This is a genomic window from Bradyrhizobium sp. CCBAU 21365 (assembly GCF_015291305.1).
Lineage (GTDB): Bacteria > Pseudomonadota > Alphaproteobacteria > Rhizobiales > Xanthobacteraceae > Bradyrhizobium > Bradyrhizobium elkanii.
This window is the reverse complement of the sequence record NZ_CP030036.1, coordinates 7,440,048-7,458,223: the sequence shown is the minus strand read 5'-3', so window position 1 is coordinate 7,458,223 and position 18,176 is coordinate 7,440,048. Positions and strand designations below refer to the sequence as shown.

Genomic DNA, 18,176 nt, shown 5'->3' with positions numbered 1-18,176 from the left:
AAGGTGGAGCCGGCGACGATCAGCTCGACGGAATTCTTCGCGCGGGCCCGCACGCGGCTCACTTTCGATGTGCCGCCGGGCCTGGTCGATCCGAATGTCATTCCGCGCACCGGAGACTCCGGCAACGACCGCATGCTCGAGATCGTGGCGCAGGAGCAGCCGGTGCGGCCGGCCGCGGTGCTGATCCCGGTGGTCGATCACCCCGAGCCGACCGTGCTGTTGACGCAGCGCTCGCCCAATCTGTCGAGCCATGCCGGCCAGATTTCGTTTCCCGGCGGCAAGATCGACGCCACCGACGCATCGCCGCTCGATGCCGCGCTACGCGAGGCCTGCGAGGAAGTCGGGCTGAAGCGGGAATTCATCGACCCGGTCGGCTATCTCGACCTTTATGGCACCGCGTTCGGCTTCCGCATCCTGCCGACGGTCGCCAAGGTGAAGCCGGGATTCACGCTTGCGATCAACGAGGCGGAGGTGGTCGATGCGTTCGAGGTGCCGCTCGCTTTCCTGATGAATCCGGAGAATCATCAGATTCACACCAAGGAATTCCGAGGCATGGACCGGTCCTATTACGCGATGCCGTTCGCCGAGCGCTACATCTGGGGCGCGACCGCGGGCATCCTGCGCGTGTTGTATGAGCGGATCTATCTGTCATGATCCGCACGGTATTGACCGAGATCGGAATCTTTCTGGTCCCGTTCGCGGTCTATGCCATCTTCCTCATCGCGACGCGGTCCGGCGTGACGCTGCCGGCGTCATGGCCGCTCGACATGCTGGCGAAGCTGACGCTGGTGGCGCTGGTGATGGTCATCGTGAGCTTCGTGCTGCTGGCCGAGTTGACCGGCGCGCCGCCGAACTCGACCTACGTTCCCGCCCATATCGAAAACGGCAGGCTGGTGCCGGGAGTTGAGAAATGAGCGAGGTGCGCCTGTTGTCCGACGCGCCATGGCTCGCTTCGGGGCCCGCGGCGCACGTGCTCGGCCTGCTCAATGCCGACGGCGAGGAAGCGCGGGTGATCGGCGGGGCCGTGCGCAACGCCCTGATGCGGATTCCGCTCGCCGACATCGATATCGCCACCACGGCGCTGCCGGAGGAGGTGATCCGCCGCGCCAAGCGGGCGGGCATCAAGAGTGTGCCGACCGGCATCGAGCACGGCACGGTGACCCTGGTCGTCGACAGCCTGCCCTTCGAGGTGACGACGCTGCGCGAGGATACCGAGACCTATGGCCGCAAGGCCAGGGTGGCGTTCGGTCGCGACTGGGTGCGCGACGCCGAGCGGCGCGACTTCACCATCAACGGCCTGTCGGTCGACGCCTCGGGCGTCGTGCACGATCACGTTGGCGGCCTTGCCGACATCGAGGCGAGGCGGGTGCGCTTCATCGGCGATCCCGCGCAGCGGATTGCCGAGGACTATCTGCGCATCCTGCGCTTGTTCCGTTTCCATGCCGCCTATGGCGTGGGCGAGGTCGATCGCGCCGGCTATCTCGCCTGCGTCAGTGGGCGCGCCGGATTGGCCGGTCTCTCGGCCGAGCGGATTCGCATGGAGATGCTCAAGCTCGTGGTCGCGAACGGCGCCGCGAGTGCAGTGGTCGCGATGAGTGACGGCGGCTTGCTGCAGCCGCTGTTCGGCGGCATCGCTTATACCGGCCCGTTCGCGGCGATGATCGAGATCGAGCAACTGATGAAGCTCGCGCCAAGCGCGATGCGAAGGCTCGCCGCGCTGACGGTCGCCGTGACCGAGGACGCGCGGCGCATCGCCAGCCGGCTGCGGCTCTCCAATGCCGAAGCCAAGGCGCTCGATTCGATGGGCCATCGCTGGTGGCGCTTGCCCGGCATGGACGAGGCCCATGCCAAGCGCAGGCTCTACCGGCTCGACGAGGAGCCCTATCGCGACCGGTTGCTGCTCGCCTGGGCGCGCACCGGTGCGGGCCAGGATGTCGATCAATGGCGCGCGCTCGCCACGCTGCCGGAGCGCTGGCGCGCGCCTCACTTTCCCTTGAGGGCGTCGGATTTCGTCGCGCGCGGCATTGCCGAGGGACCGGCACTGGGGCATGTACTGACCCTGGCCGAGGATGCTTGGCTAGCCGCGGATTTCCCGCTGGATCCGCAGGTGTTGTCTGGCATCGCCGACCAGACCGTTTCCCGCTTCACCCGCGATCATCGGCTTTGAATTTCTTCTCCGGCTTCGCAGATATCTCGCTCCTGCAAATTCTGCTTGTCGCAGCCGTTGCGCTGTTTGCTTCCGTGATCGGCGGTCTTGCCGGCTATGGCACCGGCGCCTTGATGCCGCTGGTGCTGGTGCCGATGGTCGGCGCCGAGCCGGTCGTGCCGATCATCGCGATCTCGTCGATCTTCACCAATTCCAGCCGCTTCGTTGCCTTCGTCAGGTTTGCCGACCGCCGCAAGGCAATCATCGTGATCGCGGCGGCGCTGTTCTCCACGGCGCTCGGCGCCTACGGCTATACAAGGCTGACCAGTGCCGGCGCGTCGCTGGTGATCGGGGGCATGCTGATCCTGAGCGTGCCGCTCAGGCGGCTGTTGCGCAAGCACAGCGTCAGGATCGGTGAGCGGGGCCTTGCGGCCGGCGCCGTCGGATATGGCGTCGTGGTCGGCGGCACCGCGGGCTCGGGCGTCATCCTGCTGTCGCTGCTGATGGCGGCGGGGCTCGAGGGCGCCGCTGTGGTTGCGACCGATGCGGTGATTTCGCTGACAAGTGCCGCGGTCAAGATTTCGGTGTTCGGCTTGACCGGCGTCATCACCGCGCAGGTGCTGGCGCTTGCGCTGCTGATCGGCCTGGTCGCCATCCCCGGCGCGTTCCTGGCCAAGGCCTTTGTCGCGCGGATGCCGGTGCATATCCACACCGCGATCCTGGATGCCGCCGTGGTCACCGGCGGCGTGGTGATGATTGCAAGCGCGCTCTGACGGGAAGCGGAGGCGATGCTGCCGGCACTGCCAGTCAGCATCGCGCCAACGGATCTCACGCCGCCTTGCGCTTCTTCTTGCGGTCGCCGTCGTCGTCTTCGTCGTCGTCTTCTTCTTCCTCGTCGTCCTCGTCTTCGTCGTCTTCCTCTTCATCGTCCTCCGGATCGAGCTCGGTCGATTCGAGTGCGACGAGCGGCAAGGTTTCGCGAAACAGATCGCCGTCCGTGCCCATCCACAGGCACGCGACCTTGTCCTCGTCGATTTCGACGACCGTGATCGGATGGCCGCCGGACTTCAGCATGACGACATCGCCTGGTTTCAGTTCCATGATTTTCCCTCCGCGCTGGATGACGCGGACGGCAGGCTAGCGACCGGTGATGACAGCCAAATCACGGCCGGCGTCAGCTTCAATGGAATTGACGTGGAAAACGGCGGCGATGCGCTATTTGCGCGCGGCAGGAACCAGTTCGCTCAGCGAGCGGATGATGCGGTCGGGCTTGATGGTCGATCCCGGCGGCAGCCCGACACCGTGCACGTCCATCCAGATCGCATAGATGCCAAGCCGCTGCGGCGCCACGACTTCCCACTCGAGATTGTCGCCGATCATCCAGGTGTCGGATGCGGTGACGCCGAGCGCTTGCATCGCGTGCAGGTAGGCGCGCTCCTCCGGCTTGCCGAAGCCGTGCTCGCCCTCGATCTGGATGTGATCGAAGCGATGGCCGAGCGCGAAGCGCTCGACCTTGGCGCGCTGCATGTCGGCGGCGCCGTTGGTGACCAGCGCAAGCTTGATGCCGAGCGCCTTGAACGCATCGATCGCTTCATGCGCGCCGGGGAAGACGAACATCTCCTCCTCGCGATAGGCGGTGAAGCGATCGGCGATGCGGTCCGCGAGCTCGTCGGGCAGCGCACGGTGACCGGCCGCCGCGAGCGCCGCGAAGCCGCCCTTCACGGTCAGCCGCCGCGCCTCGCCGAGCCTGATCCGCCAGATCGGCTCGGCAGTCGACCAGAATTGCCGTGCATAGGCCAACAGCGCGGTCGCGACCTGATCCGGGGGCAGGGGTGCCAGCTCCGCGGCAAACTCCGTGGTGATCGTGTTCCAGGCGATCTCGGGGCGTCCATAGGCCGACAGGATGGTGTCATCCATGTCGATAAGCATCGCGCGCGGCAGGTTCATCACGGCCATTTCACCTCCGGCGGCAGCGACGACAGGATCGAATCCACATTGCCACCGGTCTTCAGGCCGAAGATGGTGCCGCGATCATAGAGCAGGTTGAATTCGACATAGCGGCCGCGGCGGACCAACTGCTCGTCGCGATCCTCGGCGCTCCAGGCGGCTTCGAAATTGCGCCGCACCAGGTCGGGATAGATCTTCAGGAAGCTGCGCCCGACGTCCTGGGTGAAGGCGAGATCGGCCTCCCAGTCGCCGCTGTCGTGCCAGTCATAGAAGATGCCGCCGATGCCGCGCGCTTCCTTGCGGTGTGGCAGGTAGAAATAGTCGTCGCACCACTTCTTGTACTTGTCGTAGTCGGCGACGCCGTTCGGCCCGCTGCACGCCTCCTTCATCGCGGCGTGGAAGGCGACCGTGTCGGGGTCCTCCTGGGTGCGCCGTCGGTTCAGCACCGGCGTCAGGTCGGCGCCGCCGCCGAACCAGGCCTTGGTGGTCACGACAAAGCGGGTGTTCATGTGCACGGCGGGCACGTTCGGATTGCGCAGATGCGCGATCAGCGAAATGCCCGAGGCCCAAAATCGTGGATCGTCGGCGGCACCTGGAATCTGCGCGCGGAATTCGGGGGCGAACTCGCCGTGCACGGTCGAGCAGTGCACGCCGACCTTTTCGAACAGCCGGCCCTTCATGATCGACATCACGCCGCCGCCGCCCGGCTTGCCGGTGTGGTCGGTGCGGTCCCAGGGGGTCCGTACGAACCGGCCTGCGGCGCCGGGATAAAGCGTGGATGGGGCGTCGTCCTCGAGCTTCTCGAAGGCCGCGCAGATGTCGTTGCGCAGCGCCTCGAACCAGCCGCGCGCACGCGCCTTGCGGTCCTCGATGATGGCGGGGTCTGTTGGCAGCATGACTAACCTTGCGGGCCGAAATAGGTGCAGCTCTCGTTGCAGCTGTCGCGATGGACGCTGACGCGGGTCAGCCTGCCTGCGTGTTGCAACCGCTCCCAGATGAAGCGCGACAGATTCTCCAGCGTCGGGACGCCGATCGCCTCGATCTTGTTGAGGAACTTGTGGTCGAGCGTCTTCTGCACCTCGGCCATCGCGCGTTCGAGCAGGCCGAGATCGATCACCATGCCGGTTTTCGGGTCGGGCGTCCCGCGCACGGTGACTTCGGCGCGAAAGGAGTGGCCGTGAATCTCCTCGCTGGCGGTGCCAAATGTCGTTCCGGACAGCGCATGCGCAGCCTCGAACCGAAACGCTTTCGTCAATTCCCACATCTCGTTCAACAATCCGATTCTGTCAGTTCATCTAATCCCGAGCGTCTTGTGCGTCTGCACGCTAAGGCGCCATTGCGGGTGCTTCAGGCAATAGGCGATCGCCCGCTCGGTATTCTCCATCACATCGGGGCCGTCCATCGGCTGCAGCGAGAAGCGCTCGAAGGCGAGGCCCGCGAAATCCTCCGGTGTGTTCTCCACCTGCGGATAGACCAGTTTGAGCTCGTGCCCCTTGCGCACCACGAGCTCGGCTGCGGCCTTGGGACTGACGCAGATCCAGTCGAGTCCGTCGGGCGGGGCGATGGTGCCGTTGGTCTCGATCGCGATCGCAAAGCCGTGGCCGTGCAGGGCCTCGATCAGGGCCGCGTCGACCTGCAACAGCGGTTCGCCGCCGGTCAGGACGACGTAGCGGTCAGCCTCGCCTCCTGTCCATTGCGCGGCGATGGCGCCGGCAAGCTCTTCTGCGGTCGCATAACGGCCGCCCAGCGTGCCGTCGGTGCCGACGAAATCGGTGTCGCAGAACTTGCAGACCGCGCCGGTGCGGTCCTGCTCGCGGCCGCTCCAGAGGTTGCAGCCGGCGAAGCGACAGAACACGGAGGCTCGGCCTGCATGGGCGCCTTCGCCCTGCAGGGTGAGAAAGATCTCCTTGACCGCGTAGCTCACCAAAAAGTCCCTTAAGTTGCCGAACCGGCGATTCCTGAACCGGTTTGCCGCAGCGCCTCGCCGACGGCCATGGCCGCCGTGACGGCCACATTGAGCGAACGCATGGTCGGCCGGATCGGAATCGCCAGTCGCGCATCCGCGGCGGCCACCACCGCGTCGGTCACCCCTGCCGTCTCGCGCCCGAACAGCAGGACATCGGAGGCCGTATAGGCGAAATCAAGATAGGATTTCGCCGCCCTGGTCGTGAACAGCACCAGCCGGCATCCGGCCTCGGCCCGCCATTCCTCGAATTTCGACCATGAGTCGTGACGCTTCAACCGCACATGGTCGAGATAGTCCATACCCGCCCGGCGGAAATTCCGGTCCGAGGTGTCGAATCCTGCCGGTTCGATGATATGGGCTGACACGTCCAGGCAGGCGCAGAGGCGCAGAATCGTCCCTGTATTCTGGGGGATGTCGGGCTGGAACAGCGCGATCTGCATGGTGCGGGCGGCCTGTGAAATCCGGATGAAATTGTCTCAATAAAACATCGCTCGGCGCGGATTTCGTGCATTGCACGTGTGCGAGCCGATAGCGGGCTTGCGCTCGTCCGGCAAGGGTGCCAATAGAACGATTCTGGACTGCTGTTCCGCCATTTGGGGTGGGGAATAGCGGTTTTCTGCCGCCGCGGGGGCCGCGGGCGCCGGCAGCCTTTCTTGGGGCGCGTCCTGCGTCTCCGAGGCGGTTCCACCGGCTGCAGAAAAGAAAGGGCTAGGAATCGTGACGACAGCGTCTTCGGCGGACCATCCGACACGCCGTGATTTTCTCTTTGTTGCAACCGGAGCTGCCGCCGCGGTCGGCGCGGCCGCCACCGTCTGGCCGCTGGTTGCCCAGATGAACCCGGATGCCGCGACGATCGCGGCCGGCGCGCCGATCGAGGTCGATCTGACGCCGATCGCCGAGGGCCAGGACATCAAGGTCTTCTGGCGCGGCAAGCCGATCTACATCAGCCATCGCACCAAGAAGCAGATCCAGGAGGCCCAGAGCGTGGCGCTGTCGAGCCTGCCCGATCCGCAGCCCGACTCGGCCCGCGTCAAGGCCGGCCACGACCAGTGGCTGGTTGTGATCGGCATCTGCACCCATCTCGGCTGCATCCCGATCGCCCATGAGGGCAATTACGACGGCTTCTTCTGCCCCTGCCACGGCTCGCAGTACGACTCCTCCGGTCGTATCCGCCAGGGGCCCGCGCCCGCCAACCTGGCGGTGCCGCCCTACGCCTTCCTTTCCGACACCAAAATCCAGATCGGCTAAGTCCCGGCCCCTCCGGGATTTCGGCTTCCACTTGGACCCATCGCGTCGTTTTTCTTCTTCAGGATCGCATCAATGAGCGGACCATCTGATTTCCAACCGAGCAACCCCGCCTTGAAGTGGATCGAACGGCGCCTTCCGATCTTCGGCCTGATCCACTCCTCGTTCGTGGCCTATCCGACGCCGCGCAACCTGAACTACTGGTGGACCTTCGGCGCCATCCTGTCGATGATGCTGGCGCTGCAGATCCTGACCGGCGTGATCCTGGCGATGCACTACACGCCGCACGCCGACCTCGCCTTCAAGTCGGTCGAGCTGATCGTCCGCGACGTCAATTACGGCTGGCTGCTGCGCAACATGCATGCCTGCGGCGCGTCGATGTTCTTCTTCGCCGTCTACATCCATATGTTCCGCGGCCTTTATTACGGGTCGTACAAGGAGCCGCGCGAGGTGCTGTGGATCCTCGGCGTCATCATCTACCTCCTGATGATGGCGACGGGCTTCATGGGCTACGTGCTGCCATGGGGCCAGATGAGCTTCTGGGGCGCCACCGTCATCACCAATCTGTTCTCGGCCGTGCCCTATTTCGGCGAGAGCATCGTGACCCTGCTGTGGGGCGGCTATTCGGTCGGCAACCCGACGCTGAACCGCTTCTTCTCGCTGCACTACCTGCTGCCGTTCGTGATCGCCGGCGTGGTCGTGCTGCACGTCTGGGCGCTGCACGTCGCGGGTCAGAACAACCCGGCCGGCGTCGAGGCCAAGACCGAGAAAGACACCGTTGCGTTCACGCCGTATGCGACGATCAAGGACATGTTCGGCGTGTCCTGCTTCCTGATCTTCTTCGCCTGGTTCATCTTCTACATGCCGAACTATCTCGGCGACGCCGACAACTACATCCCGGCGAACCCGGGCGTGACGCCGGCGCACATCGTGCCTGAATGGTACTACCTGCCGTTCTACGCGATCCTGCGTTCGATCCCGAACAAGCTCGCCGGCGTCGTGGCGATGTTCTCGGCCATCATCATCCTGTGCTTCCTGCCCTGGCTCGACAGCGCACGGACCCGTTCGTCGAAGTATCGTCCGCTGGCCAAGCAGTTCTTCTGGATCTTCGTGGTGGTCTGCATCCTGCTCGGCTACCTCGGCTCGCAGCCGCCGGAAGGCATCTATGTGATCGCCGGCCGCATCCTGACGGTCTGCTACTTCGCCTACTTCCTGATCGTGCTGCCGCTGCTTGCCCGCATCGAGACCCCGCGTCCGGTGCCGAACTCGATCGCCGACGACGTGCTGGCGAAGAGCAAGGGCAGGGCCGCGACCGCGGCCTCTGTGATGCTCGCGATGGTGGTGGCCGGCAGCCTGCTCGTCGGCGGCACCCAGAACGCCAAGGCCGAGGAGGGTGGCAACGCGCCGCCGGCCCAGAAGTGGTCGTTCTCCGGTCCCTTCGGCACTTATGACCGTGGTTCGCTGCAGCGCGGCCTGAAGGTCTACAAGGAAGTCTGTGCCGCCTGTCACGGCCTGTCCTATGTCGCGTTCCGCAACCTCGCCGATCCCGGCGGCCCCGGCTATTCGCCGGCGCAGGCGGCGGCGTTCGCGTCCGAGTACAAGATCAAGGACGGCCCGAACGACCAGGGCGAGATGTTCGAGCGTCCGGGCCGCCCGGCGGATTACTTCCCGTCGCCGTTCCCGAACGAGCAGGCCGCGCGCGCGGCCAATGGCGGCGCGGCGCCGCCCGACCTCTCGCTGATCACCAAGGCGCGGTCCTACAAGCGCGGTTTCCCGCAGTTCGCGATCGACTTCTTCACCCAGTACCAGGAGCAGGGACCCGACTACGTCGACGCCATCCTGCAGGGCTTCGAGGACAAGGCTCCGGCGGGCGTCACGATCCCGGAGGGCTCGTACTACAACAAGTACTTCCCCGGCCACGCCATCAAGATGCCGAAGCCGCTGTCCGATGGTCAGGTGACCTTCGACGACGGTTCGCCGGCGACGGTCAAGCAGTACGCGCATGACGTCACCACGTTCCTGATGTGGGCCGCCGAGCCGCACATGGAGGAGCGCAAGCGGATCGGCATGCAGGTGTTCTTCTTCCTGGTTGTCTTTGCCTTCCTGATGTACTTCACCAAGCGCAAGGTCTGGGCCAACGCCCACTGATCTCGGGTACGGTATAGCGAATTTGAAAAAGCCCCTTCGGGGGCTTTTTTGTTTGCAATCTCTCCGTCATTCCGGGGCGACGCGGTAGCATCGAACCCGGAATGACAGTGTCGTCAATTGCGTCGGCCGCCGAGTGCGGACAAGATGCCGGCCAATCAGCCGGCAAACATTGCGGAGGAACTCATGGGTACCAGCATCAGCTTCAAGCGTCCGGACGGCAAGGAAGCGTCGGGCTATCTCGCCAATGCAGCGCGCGGCAACGCGCCCGGCGTCGTCGTGATCCAGGAATGGTGGGGCCTGTCGGACCAGATCAAGGGCTTGTGCGACCGCTTCGCGGTGGCCGGCTTCGATGCGCTGGCGCCCGATCTCTACAAGGGCAAGGTGGTGCCCTATCATGACACCGATGCCGCGGGCAAAGAGATGAACTCGCTCGATTTCATGGACGCTACAACGCAGACGGTGCGCGGCGCCGCGCAGTATCTCGCCAAGAACGGCGCCAAGGTCGGCCTGACCGGCTTCTGCCTCGGCGGCGCGGTGACCATCATCGGCTCGGTGCATGTGCCGGAATTGACCGCGGGCGTCGTGTTCTACGGCATCCCGCCGGAGCAGGCCGCCAAGCCCGCCGACGTCAGGATCCCGCTGCAGGCGCATTTCGCCAACAAGGACGACTGGTGCACGCCCGAGCTCGTCAGCAATTTCGAGAAGGCGATGAAGGCCGCCGGCAAGTCGCTCGAGCTGTTCCGCTATGACGCCGAGCACGCCTTCGTCAACGAGCAGCGCCAGTCGGTGCACGACCGCGAGGCCGCCGAACTCGCCTGGGGCCGCGCCACGGACTTCTTCAAGAAGCATCTGGGGTAGAGGCATCCTCAAGCGAGATGTCGTCCCTGCGAAAGCAGGGACCCATACGCTGCGGCCGCGGCAATCGGCACAGTGGCAGTCATATCGTCAAATAAACTACGCCCTGTGGCTATGGGTCCCTGCTTTCGCAGGGACGACGGCGAGACTTAACTTTCCTTCACCCCGTCCCACCACGGGCAGGTCCCCGACATCAGCTTGAAATTGCCTTCCATCACCTGCACCGGTGCGCGCTTGCCCTCGGCGGCGGCGCGCATCCGCATCTCGCGCGCGACGGCGCGGTCCTCCGGCGACAGCCAGACCCGCTCGTGGCCCCACAGGCTCGGGCCGTCATGCATCTCGAACGGCGTCCAGTTCACCGGATCGACCTCGCGGCCGCCCCAGCCGCACTCGACCATGAAGGCGGACGGCGACCTGGCGTAAAACGATGTCATCAGGTCGTTGGTGTGGCGGCCGAGCGTGACGTTGACGCGGTCTTCCTGCTGCGCGACGTCATAGGCTTGGCCGACATCGTCGAGCGAGAACAGTTCTACCATCAGATGGTGCATGCCGTTCGTGCCGGTCTCGATCAGCGCCAGCGAGTGGTGGCGGGCATTGACGTGGCAGAAATAGGCGCGGAACGGCTTTTCGATATAGTCGCTTAAGCCGAAGCCGAGCACGTCGACATAGAAGCTCATCACCGGGGCGATGTGCTCGACCGTCAGCACGGCGTGGCCGAGGCCGAGCGGCCCGGTGCGGAAGCCGGAGATCGAGCGCCCCGGCCTGAACGGCGTGTCGTCGATCTCGGCGCCATGAAACGCCTCGAGGCGGTTGCCGGCGGGGTCGCGAAACGAGATCAGGCCACGCACCCGCCTGCTATCTGCGAGCGCCTGCGGCTCCGCGGTCACCGCGACGCCGGCGCGCTCCAGCCGTGCCGCCAGCGCGTCGAGGGCCGCACGGTCGGCCACCTCCCAGCCGAAGAACCTTGTGCCTTCGCCCTGGGCGCGGTCGATCACGATGCGCTGCTTGCGGTCGTCCATCCGGAACGCGAGCAGCGAATTGCCGCGCTCGACTGCCTGCAGCCCGACGAGGCCAGTGCCGAACTGCCGCCAGTCATCGAGCGCGTCGGAGCCGAAGCCAGCATATCCGAGACCCAAAATCGCCATCTGCGCCTCCGCCATCTGTCTGTTTTTTGGGCGGCCAGCCGGCCGCCATTTCAGCAAATCCTACGCGGATTCCCGCCCATTCAAACCCCGAAAATGCCGCCGAAAGGGCGTCCCGCCCTGGGGCAGGGCTGTCAGGCCATCCCTTGACACGGCCCGCGCCGGGTGGTGAGTAACGGGCCATGAGCACCGTTGCCAGCCCATCCCGTCGTTGGTGGCCCACCTTCTCATAGGTGGCCGGTGCGTTTTCTTTTTTCACAAACGTCGAAGGTCGCCATCGCAGTGCGACCGATGGTTAGTTTATTTGCCCTTCGTTTGTCCTGTGTGGCGCTCTCTCGGCAAGTCTCGTAAGAGGATCACATGAACAGGACAGTCTTCTCCCTGCCGGCCAAGAGCGAATATCTGACCAATGGCGGCCTTGCGGTCGCGCGCGTGGTCGAGCAGTTCACCGGCGGCGCCAACCGCCTCGACGATTTGATCGCGCTGCTGGACCGCCGCCGCGGCGTGGTGCTGTCCTCGGGCACGACGGTACCGGGCCGCTACGAGAGCTTTGACCTCGGCTTCGCCGATCCGCCGCTGGTGCTGGAGACGTCAGGCACCAACTTCTCGTTGCAGGCGCTGAACCCGCGCGGCGAGGTCCTGATCGCCTTCCTCGGCGACGTGCTGCGCGAGCCCTGCGTCGTGATCTCAGAGCGGAGCGCAACGCGGCTCGCCGGCTATATCATCCGCGGCGCCGCGCCGGTCGAGGAAGACCAGCGCACCCGCCGCGCCAGCGTGATGTCGCTGGTGCGCGACATGGTGGCGGCGTTCACCTCCAACGCCGATCCGCTGCTCGGCCTGTTCGGCGCCTTCGCCTACGACCTCGTGTTCCAGATCGAGGACCTGGTGCAGAAGCGCGCCCGCGAGGCCGACCAGCGCGACATCGTGCTCTACGTGCCGGACCGTCTCTTGGCCTATGACCGCGCCACCGGCCGCGGCGTGGCGCTCACTTACGAATTCTCGTGGAAGGGCAAATCCACCGCCGGCCTGCCGCAGGAGACCGCGCCGAGCCTCTACGCACGGAACGGCCGGCAGGGCTATGCCGATCACGCGCCCGGCGAATATCAGGCGACCGTCGAGGTCGCGCGCGCGGCGTTTGCCCGCGGTGACCTGTTCGAGGCGGTGCCCGGGCAGCTGTTCGCCGAGCCCTGCGAGCGCTCGCCGGCGGAAGTGTTCCAGCGGCTCTGCCGCATCAATCCGTCGCCCTATGGCGCGCTGATGAATCTCGGCGACGGCGAATTCCTGGTCTCCGCGTCGCCCGAGATGTTCGTGCGTTCCGACGGCCGCCGGGTCGAGACCTGCCCGATCTCGGGCACCATCGCGCGCGGCTCGGACTCGATCGGCGATGCCGAGCAGATCCGCAAGCTCCTGAACTCGGAGAAGGACGAGTTCGAGCTCAACATGTGCACCGATGTCGACCGCAACGACAAGGCGCGCGTCTGCGTGCCCGGCACCATCAAGGTGCTGGCGCGGCGTCAGATCGAAACCTACTCAAAGCTGTTCCACACGGTCGACCACGTCGAGGGCATGCTGCGGCCGGGTTTCGATTCGCTCGACGCCTTCCTGACCCATGCCTGGGCGGTCACCGTGACCGGCGCGCCGAAACTGTGGGCGATGCAGTTTGTCGAGGACCATGAGCGGTCGCCGCGGCGCTGGTATGCCGGCGCGATCGGCTGCGTCAATTTCGACGGCAGCATCAACACTGGGCTCACCATTCGCACCATCCGCATGAAGGATGGGCTTGCCGAGGTGCGCGTCGGCGCGACCTGCCTGTTCGATTCAGATCCCGCCGCCGAGGATCGCGAGTGCCAGGTCAAGGCCGCGGCGCTGTTCCAGGCGCTGCGCGGCGATCCGCCGAAGCCGCTGTCGGATTTCGCGCCCGACGCCACCGGCTCCGGCAAGAACGTGCTCTTGATCGATCACGACGACAGCTTCGTGCACATGCTGGCCGATTACTTCCGCCAGGTCGGCGCCAACGTCACCGTGGTCAGGCACATCCATGCCCAGGACATGCTCAAGAAGAAGGGCTGGGACCTCCTGGTGCTGTCGCCCGGGCCGGGTCGCCCGGAGGATTTCGGCATCGCGAAGACCATCGACACCGCGCTCGAGAACAGGCTGCCGATCTTCGGCGTCTGCCTCGGCGTGCAGGCGATCGGCGAATATTTCGGCGGCCAGCTCGGCCAGCTCGGTCAGCCCGCGCATGGCCGTCCGTCGCGCGTTCAGGTGCGCGGCGGTCGGCTGATGCGGAACCTGCCCAATGAGATCGTGATCGGCCGCTACCACTCGCTGTTTGTCGAGCGCGACAGCGTGCCTGAGGTGCTGGCGGTGACCGCGACCACCGAAGACGGCGTCGCGATGGTGATCGAGCACAAGACCTTGCCGGTCGGCGGCGTGCAATTCCATCCGGAATCGCTGATGTCGCTCGGCAACGAAGTGGGCCTGCGCATTGTCGAGAATGCATTCCGGCTCAACCCGCCGGCCAATTGAGGATTGCGAGACCAATGACCTTCGACCACGACATCAAGGCGACCGTTCGCACCATCCCGGACTACCCGAAGAAGGGCATCCTGTTTCGCGACATCACGACGCTGCTCGCGGATGCGAGGGCCTTCCGCCGGGCGGTCGACGAGCTGGTGCATCCCTGGGCGGGCGCGAAGGTCGACAAGGTCGCCGGCATCGAGGCCCGCGGCTTCATCCTCGGCGGCGCGGTCGCGCATCAGCTCTCCGCCGGCTTCGTGCCGATCCGCAAGAAGGGCAAGCTTCCGCACACCACGGTGCGGATCGCCTACTCGCTGGAATACGGCATCGACGAGATGGAGATGCATGCCGACGCCGTGCAGCCCGGCGAGCGCGTGATCCTGGTCGACGATCTGATCGCGACCGGCGGCACTGCGGAGGGCGCGGTGAAGCTGCTGCGCCAGATCGGCGCCAATGTGGTCGCGGCCTGCTTCATCGTCGACCTGCCCGATCTCGGCGGCGCCGCCAAGCTGCGCGCGATGGACGTCCCGGTGCGCACGCTGATGGCGTTCGAAGGGCATTAGCGCAAATCCCTCCACATGGTCGTCCCGGCTCCCGTGCGCAATCGCGCCTAGGCTGGGACGACAGTCATCCCCGCTGCAGCAGCACGCTCAATTCAAGATCGCGGAACGTGGTGTAATTCCGCCGGATCCATTGATGCAGCTCAGTCGATGAATCCTTCTCCTGGCGCAGATAGCCGGTGAACGAGAAGTTCAGCCGGTCGATATAGGTCTTCAGGAACACCGGCAGCGCGCGGAAGCGCAGCACCCGGCTGGCGGTCATGATAGGCGGCAGCTCGCCGCGCACCACGAACTCGTTGTCGATGACGATCAGCGCATTCGGCGGGATCATGCCGTGCAGCGTCTGGTAGCCCCGCACCGAGGCGCGGTCGGTATCGGCGACGTACAGGATGATCGGCGCGACGCGGCGGCGCAGCGCCTCCTTCATCAGCCCGATCTCGTCGCACATTTTGAAGAATTCGTCGAAGGCGTGGTAGCCGAGGTCGATCACCTTGCCGATGCCGTCATTGGCGATGACGCGGTCCATCAGCTGCATCTTGCCGTAGGTGTCGATCACGTCAGCGGTTTCGGTGATCCGCGGCAGGTAGTCGAGCAGCGACGGCTCCTTCAGATTGATGTCGTAGCAGACCACGTCGCCGTTCTTGAGCAGCAGGAATTCGCCGAGCAGCCGCGCGATCAGCGTCTTGCCGACCTGCGGGCGGGGCGAGCAGATGATGTAAACGGGCGTCGATGACATCGCCCGCTATATCAGGCCAAATTTTCGCCTAATCCAGCCCCATCAAGGTCGAAGGTGCGACTATTTTTCGCCTTTGGCCGACTTGGCGCCGACCAGGTCGGTCAGCTTGATCCGGTCGTACTCGCTCCAGACATTGGCGAGCCAGTGACGGACATAGCCGCGCAGCACGAAGGAGTAGTTGGCGGCGTCGTCGTTGATGCCTTTGTTGGCGACGAATTTCAGGAACGGAACCGAGGAGACCTCGACCTGCTCATAGGCCATTTCGTTGAGCTTCGGGATCGTCAGGTCCACGGCGTCCTTGATGCGATGGAAGTAGGAATTGTAGGTCGCCTGGTCCCACTGGAAGAACTGGGTGTCGTTGATGAAGTTCTTCACCAGGAAATACTTCGCGCCGCTCATGAAGTTGGCGGTTTCCGCGATCTCGTCCAGCGAGGCGATCGACGGGCCGAGGATATGGAACACGGCGAAGGTGATCTGGCCGGAGCGCGCCGCGTCGAGGAAGCCGATATCGCGCAGCGAGGCCAGCGCGGGCGACAGCAGGCCGGCGCGGACGTCGATCACGGTGACCGAGGGCCCCGAGTTCAGCGTATCGAAGATCTTCATCTGGTCCGCGGTCGTCGTCATGTCGACGATCTCGGTGATGTCAGGATGGAAGCGCTTCAGCGTGCCGCGCGGCGATTCGGTGTCGAACGCCCGGGTCTGCACGTTATTGGCACTGAAATAGTCCAGGAGCGTCCGCGAGACGGTGGTCTTGCCGACCCCGCCCTTGTCGGCGCCCACCACGATCACAACCGGCTTTGCCATGGAAGTCCCTTAAAGCGCGCTCCCGACCGCGATGGCGATCGGCAAGTCCCCACATTGCTTTGGGCGCGAACATGGCAGAAACGAGGGAGAATTCAATTCCTTAAGGCGTCCACGATGGGTTTGGTGGGAATTTCCTTAATGGACTGAGTAGGCTAGGGCGCGATTAGCGGTGTCGTCCCCAAGGGCCCTGGAGAGGACCCAATGGTCCCTGCGTGGGGTTGTTGCCCGGCAGCGCTGGCGGATTGTTCGCCGGTGCACGCGGCTTGTCGCCCCACGGCCCATGGGTCGCGGGCGGAGGCTGGTCGCCCGCCGCGGGGGGCTCATCCTGCGGCTCCGTCTCGTCCGGCAGCGCCAGCGGTCCGGGATCGTGGCCGCCGGCGTATTTCACCAGGGCATCGACCCGGGACTTCACCGAGGGATGGGTGGCGAACAGGTCGGCGAACCCCTCGCGCGGATTGTCGACGCAGAGTTCCATCACGGCCGAGGTGGCATCCGGCAGCTCGCCGCGGTTCTCGATCTTGCGCAGCGCCGAGATCATCGCATCGGGGTTCTTGGTGAGCTCGACCGATCCGGCATCGGCGAGAAATTCGCGCGAGCGCGACAGTGCGAGCTTGACCACCTGCGACAGCAGCCAGGCCAGCACGATCAACGCGACCGCGATGATGATCACGATGATCGCGCCGCCGCCCGAGCCCTTGCTGTCGCGGTCCGAGGAGGATGACGACGATCGTGAGGATGACGACCAGCCGCCACCGCCGCCGCTCGAATTCCACGACAGGTTCGTGAACAGGCGGAAGAACAGCTCGCCGAAGAAGCCGACCACGCCGGCGATGATCACGGCGATCACCATCAGCTGCACGTCGCCGTTCTTGATATGGGTGAGCTCGTGGCCGAGCACGGCCTCGATCTCCTGGTCGTTCAGCGCTTGCAACAGACCCGTCGTGACCGTGATGGCGTATTGGCTCCGGTTCAGTCCGGTCGCGAATGCATTCAGCGCCGGGCTGTCCATCACCTTCAGCTTCGGCATCGGGATGCCGCGCGAGATGCAAAGATTTTCCAGCAGATTGTAGAGCCGCGGCTCTTGCTGGCGCGTCACGCTTTCGCCGCCGGTGACGGCGTCGATCATCTTCTGGTGGAAGAAATAGGCGATCACGATCCACGCCGCCGCCGCGATCGTCGCCCACGGCAAGGCCGAGACCAGGTCGCGCAAGGCCCGCGTCAGGTAATAGTCGACCGAACGGCCGCTATCGATCATCACCTCCGCGACCAGCGCGCCGGCATAGACCAGCACGTAGATCAGCAGGAACAGGCCGGCAAGCAGCAGCATCGAACGAAACTTGTTCGATGCGATATGCGTGTAGAGACCATAGGCGGCCATGACGGAGCGGCCTCTCGCCGGCGCGCGTTGCGCCTCAGAACTTCACGCTGGGCGCCGCCTCGACCTCCGTGCGGCTGGCGCCGAGGTCGAAGAAATCCTTGCGGGTGAAGCCGAACATGCCGGCGAACAGCGCGGCCGGCATCTGTTGGATGCCGGTGTTGTATTCTTGGACCGCGTTGTTGAAGAAGCGGCGGCTGGCGGCGATCTTGTTCTCAAGATCGGAAAGCTCGGAGGCGAGTTGCTGGAAATTGGCGTTGGCCTTGAGGTCCGGATAGGCCTCCGACAGCGCGATCAGCCGGCCGAGCGCGCCGGAGAGCTGGTTCTCCGCCGCAGAGACCTGGGCCGGACCCTGCGCCGACATCGCCGAATTGCGCGCCTTGATGACGTCGTCGAGCGTGCCGCGCTCATGGGCAGCATAGCCCTTCACGGTCTCGACCAGGTTCGGAATCAGGTCGTGACGCTGCTTGAGCTGCACGTCGATGTCGGCAAAGGCCTGTCCGACCCGCTGGCTGAGCGCCACGAGGCGGTTGTAGGCGCCGAATGCAAACAGCACGAGAAGCACGATGACGCCGATAACGATCCAGCTGGTCGACATGACGGGGCAGCTCCTGATGGACGAGACGGCGGCACCGTAGCCCAAGATCGGGGCGCAGGGCAGCCCGCCGCGGAAAGGTGGGCAAGCGTTAGTCGAGGGTTGGCCGACATCGGTTCAACTTATTCCGTCGTCCCGGC

The 18,176-nt window shown here is 65.1% G+C and carries 20 protein-coding genes; 9 read left to right on the top strand and 11 right to left on the bottom strand.

The window, feature by feature from the left end; genetic code table 11:
* Window positions 1–18: 18 nt before the first annotated feature.
* From XI02_RS35045 to XI02_RS35030, 4 genes are read left to right on the top strand one after another with little or no spacing between them, the layout of a single operon-like run.
* Window positions 19–654, top strand: coding sequence for a CoA pyrophosphatase (locus XI02_RS35045; RefSeq protein WP_370143890.1), 636 nt, complete (start codon window positions 19–21; stop codon window positions 652–654).
* Window positions 651–914, top strand: a complete 264-nt coding sequence (locus XI02_RS35040) for a DUF6111 family protein (protein WP_016839724.1) — start codon at window positions 651–653, stop codon at window positions 912–914. Before XI02_RS35045 ends, XI02_RS35040 begins: the two co-directional genes overlap by 4 nt.
* Window positions 911–2,167 (top strand): CCA tRNA nucleotidyltransferase, encoded by a 1,257-nt coding sequence (locus tag XI02_RS35035; protein WP_018273386.1) that lies wholly within the window; start codon window positions 911–913, stop codon window positions 2,165–2,167. Before XI02_RS35040 ends, XI02_RS35035 begins: the two co-directional genes overlap by 4 nt.
* Entirely contained in the window at window positions 2,164–2,919 is a 756-nt protein-coding gene (locus XI02_RS35030) for a sulfite exporter TauE/SafE family protein (protein ID WP_172647107.1), read from the top strand. The genes XI02_RS35035 and XI02_RS35030 overlap by 4 nt, the downstream gene beginning before the upstream one ends.
* 55 nt (window positions 2,920–2,974) lie before the next feature.
* On the opposite strand, the gene XI02_RS35025 is transcribed toward XI02_RS35030, so the two are convergent.
* The 6 genes from XI02_RS35025 to XI02_RS35000 all read right to left on the bottom strand — a co-directional run bounded on the left by XI02_RS35025 (window position 2,975) and on the right by XI02_RS35000 (window position 6,499).
* Window positions 2,975–3,247 (bottom strand): DUF2158 domain-containing protein, encoded by a 273-nt coding sequence (locus tag XI02_RS35025; protein ID WP_172647108.1) that lies wholly within the window; start codon window positions 3,245–3,247, stop codon window positions 2,975–2,977.
* A gap of 114 nt (window positions 3,248–3,361) precedes the next feature.
* On the bottom strand, window positions 3,362–4,102 hold the full coding sequence (locus XI02_RS35020; RefSeq protein WP_016839718.1) for an HAD family hydrolase: 741 nt from the start codon (window positions 4,100–4,102) through the stop codon (window positions 3,362–3,364).
* Entirely contained in the window at window positions 4,093–4,989 is an 897-nt protein-coding gene (gene hemF, locus XI02_RS35015) for an oxygen-dependent coproporphyrinogen oxidase (RefSeq protein WP_172647109.1), read from the bottom strand. The genes XI02_RS35020 and hemF overlap by 10 nt, the downstream gene beginning before the upstream one ends.
* Before the next feature lie 2 nt (window positions 4,990–4,991).
* Window positions 4,992–5,357 (bottom strand): 6-carboxytetrahydropterin synthase, encoded by a 366-nt coding sequence (locus XI02_RS35010; RefSeq protein WP_016839716.1) that lies wholly within the window; start codon window positions 5,355–5,357, stop codon window positions 4,992–4,994.
* A 27-nt stretch (window positions 5,358–5,384) separates the two neighbouring features.
* On the bottom strand, window positions 5,385–6,017 hold the full coding sequence (gene queE, locus XI02_RS35005) for a 7-carboxy-7-deazaguanine synthase (RefSeq protein WP_172647110.1): 633 nt from the start codon (window positions 6,015–6,017) through the stop codon (window positions 5,385–5,387).
* A gap of 11 nt (window positions 6,018–6,028) precedes the next feature.
* Window positions 6,029–6,499 carry a tRNA (cytidine(34)-2'-O)-methyltransferase gene (locus XI02_RS35000; protein WP_172647111.1) on the bottom strand — a complete coding sequence of 157 codons (471 nt, stop codon included), beginning with the start codon at window positions 6,497–6,499 and terminating at the stop codon, window positions 6,029–6,031.
* A gap of 277 nt (window positions 6,500–6,776) precedes the next feature.
* Between XI02_RS35000 and petA the strand changes: the two genes are divergently transcribed.
* The 3 genes from petA to XI02_RS34985 all read left to right on the top strand — a co-directional run bounded on the left by petA (window position 6,777) and on the right by XI02_RS34985 (window position 10,310).
* Window positions 6,777–7,307: a ubiquinol-cytochrome c reductase iron-sulfur subunit gene (gene petA / locus XI02_RS34995; RefSeq protein WP_016839713.1), complete on the top strand. Its 531-nt coding sequence runs from the start codon at window positions 6,777–6,779 to the stop codon at window positions 7,305–7,307.
* A gap of 72 nt (window positions 7,308–7,379) precedes the next feature.
* Window positions 7,380–9,452 (top strand): cytochrome c1, encoded by a 2,073-nt coding sequence (locus tag XI02_RS34990; protein ID WP_026193258.1) that lies wholly within the window; start codon window positions 7,380–7,382, stop codon window positions 9,450–9,452.
* Window positions 9,453–9,635: 183 nt separating this feature from the next.
* Window positions 9,636–10,310 (top strand): dienelactone hydrolase family protein, encoded by a 675-nt coding sequence (locus XI02_RS34985; RefSeq protein WP_026193257.1) that lies wholly within the window; start codon window positions 9,636–9,638, stop codon window positions 10,308–10,310.
* A 146-nt stretch (window positions 10,311–10,456) separates the two neighbouring features.
* Here XI02_RS34985 and XI02_RS34980 read toward each other — a convergent pair whose 3' ends face one another.
* The gene (locus XI02_RS34980) at window positions 10,457–11,452 is read right to left on the bottom strand and encodes a VOC family protein (protein WP_244981040.1); all 996 of its coding nucleotides are present in this window, start codon (window positions 11,450–11,452) and stop codon (window positions 10,457–10,459) included.
* 357 nt (window positions 11,453–11,809) lie between these two features.
* Between XI02_RS34980 and XI02_RS34975 the strand changes: the two genes are divergently transcribed.
* Entirely contained in the window at window positions 11,810–13,975 is a 2,166-nt protein-coding gene (locus tag XI02_RS34975) for an anthranilate synthase component I (protein ID WP_069277180.1), read from the top strand.
* 14 nt (window positions 13,976–13,989) lie between these two features.
* A complete protein-coding gene (locus XI02_RS34970) occupies window positions 13,990–14,529 on the top strand; it encodes an adenine phosphoribosyltransferase (protein WP_018273383.1) in 540 nt (179 codons plus the stop codon).
* Between the two features lie 64 nt (window positions 14,530–14,593).
* Here the strand turns inward: XI02_RS34970 and XI02_RS34965 are convergent, their stop codons facing one another.
* The 4 genes from XI02_RS34965 to XI02_RS34950 form a co-directional block, all read right to left on the bottom strand.
* On the bottom strand, window positions 14,594–15,262 hold the full coding sequence (locus XI02_RS34965; protein WP_172647113.1) for a hypothetical protein: 669 nt from the start codon (window positions 15,260–15,262) through the stop codon (window positions 14,594–14,596).
* A 60-nt stretch (window positions 15,263–15,322) separates the two neighbouring features.
* Window positions 15,323–16,066 carry a hypothetical protein gene (locus XI02_RS34960; protein WP_016839706.1) on the bottom strand — a complete coding sequence of 248 codons (744 nt, stop codon included), beginning with the start codon at window positions 16,064–16,066 and terminating at the stop codon, window positions 15,323–15,325.
* A gap of 163 nt (window positions 16,067–16,229) precedes the next feature.
* The gene (locus XI02_RS34955; protein WP_016839705.1) at window positions 16,230–17,444 is read right to left on the bottom strand and encodes a M48 family metallopeptidase; all 1,215 of its coding nucleotides are present in this window, start codon (window positions 17,442–17,444) and stop codon (window positions 16,230–16,232) included.
* A 34-nt stretch (window positions 17,445–17,478) separates the two neighbouring features.
* Window positions 17,479–18,039 (bottom strand): LemA family protein, encoded by a 561-nt coding sequence (locus XI02_RS34950; RefSeq protein WP_016839704.1) that lies wholly within the window; start codon window positions 18,037–18,039, stop codon window positions 17,479–17,481.
* Window positions 18,040–18,176: the final 137 nt, after the last annotated feature.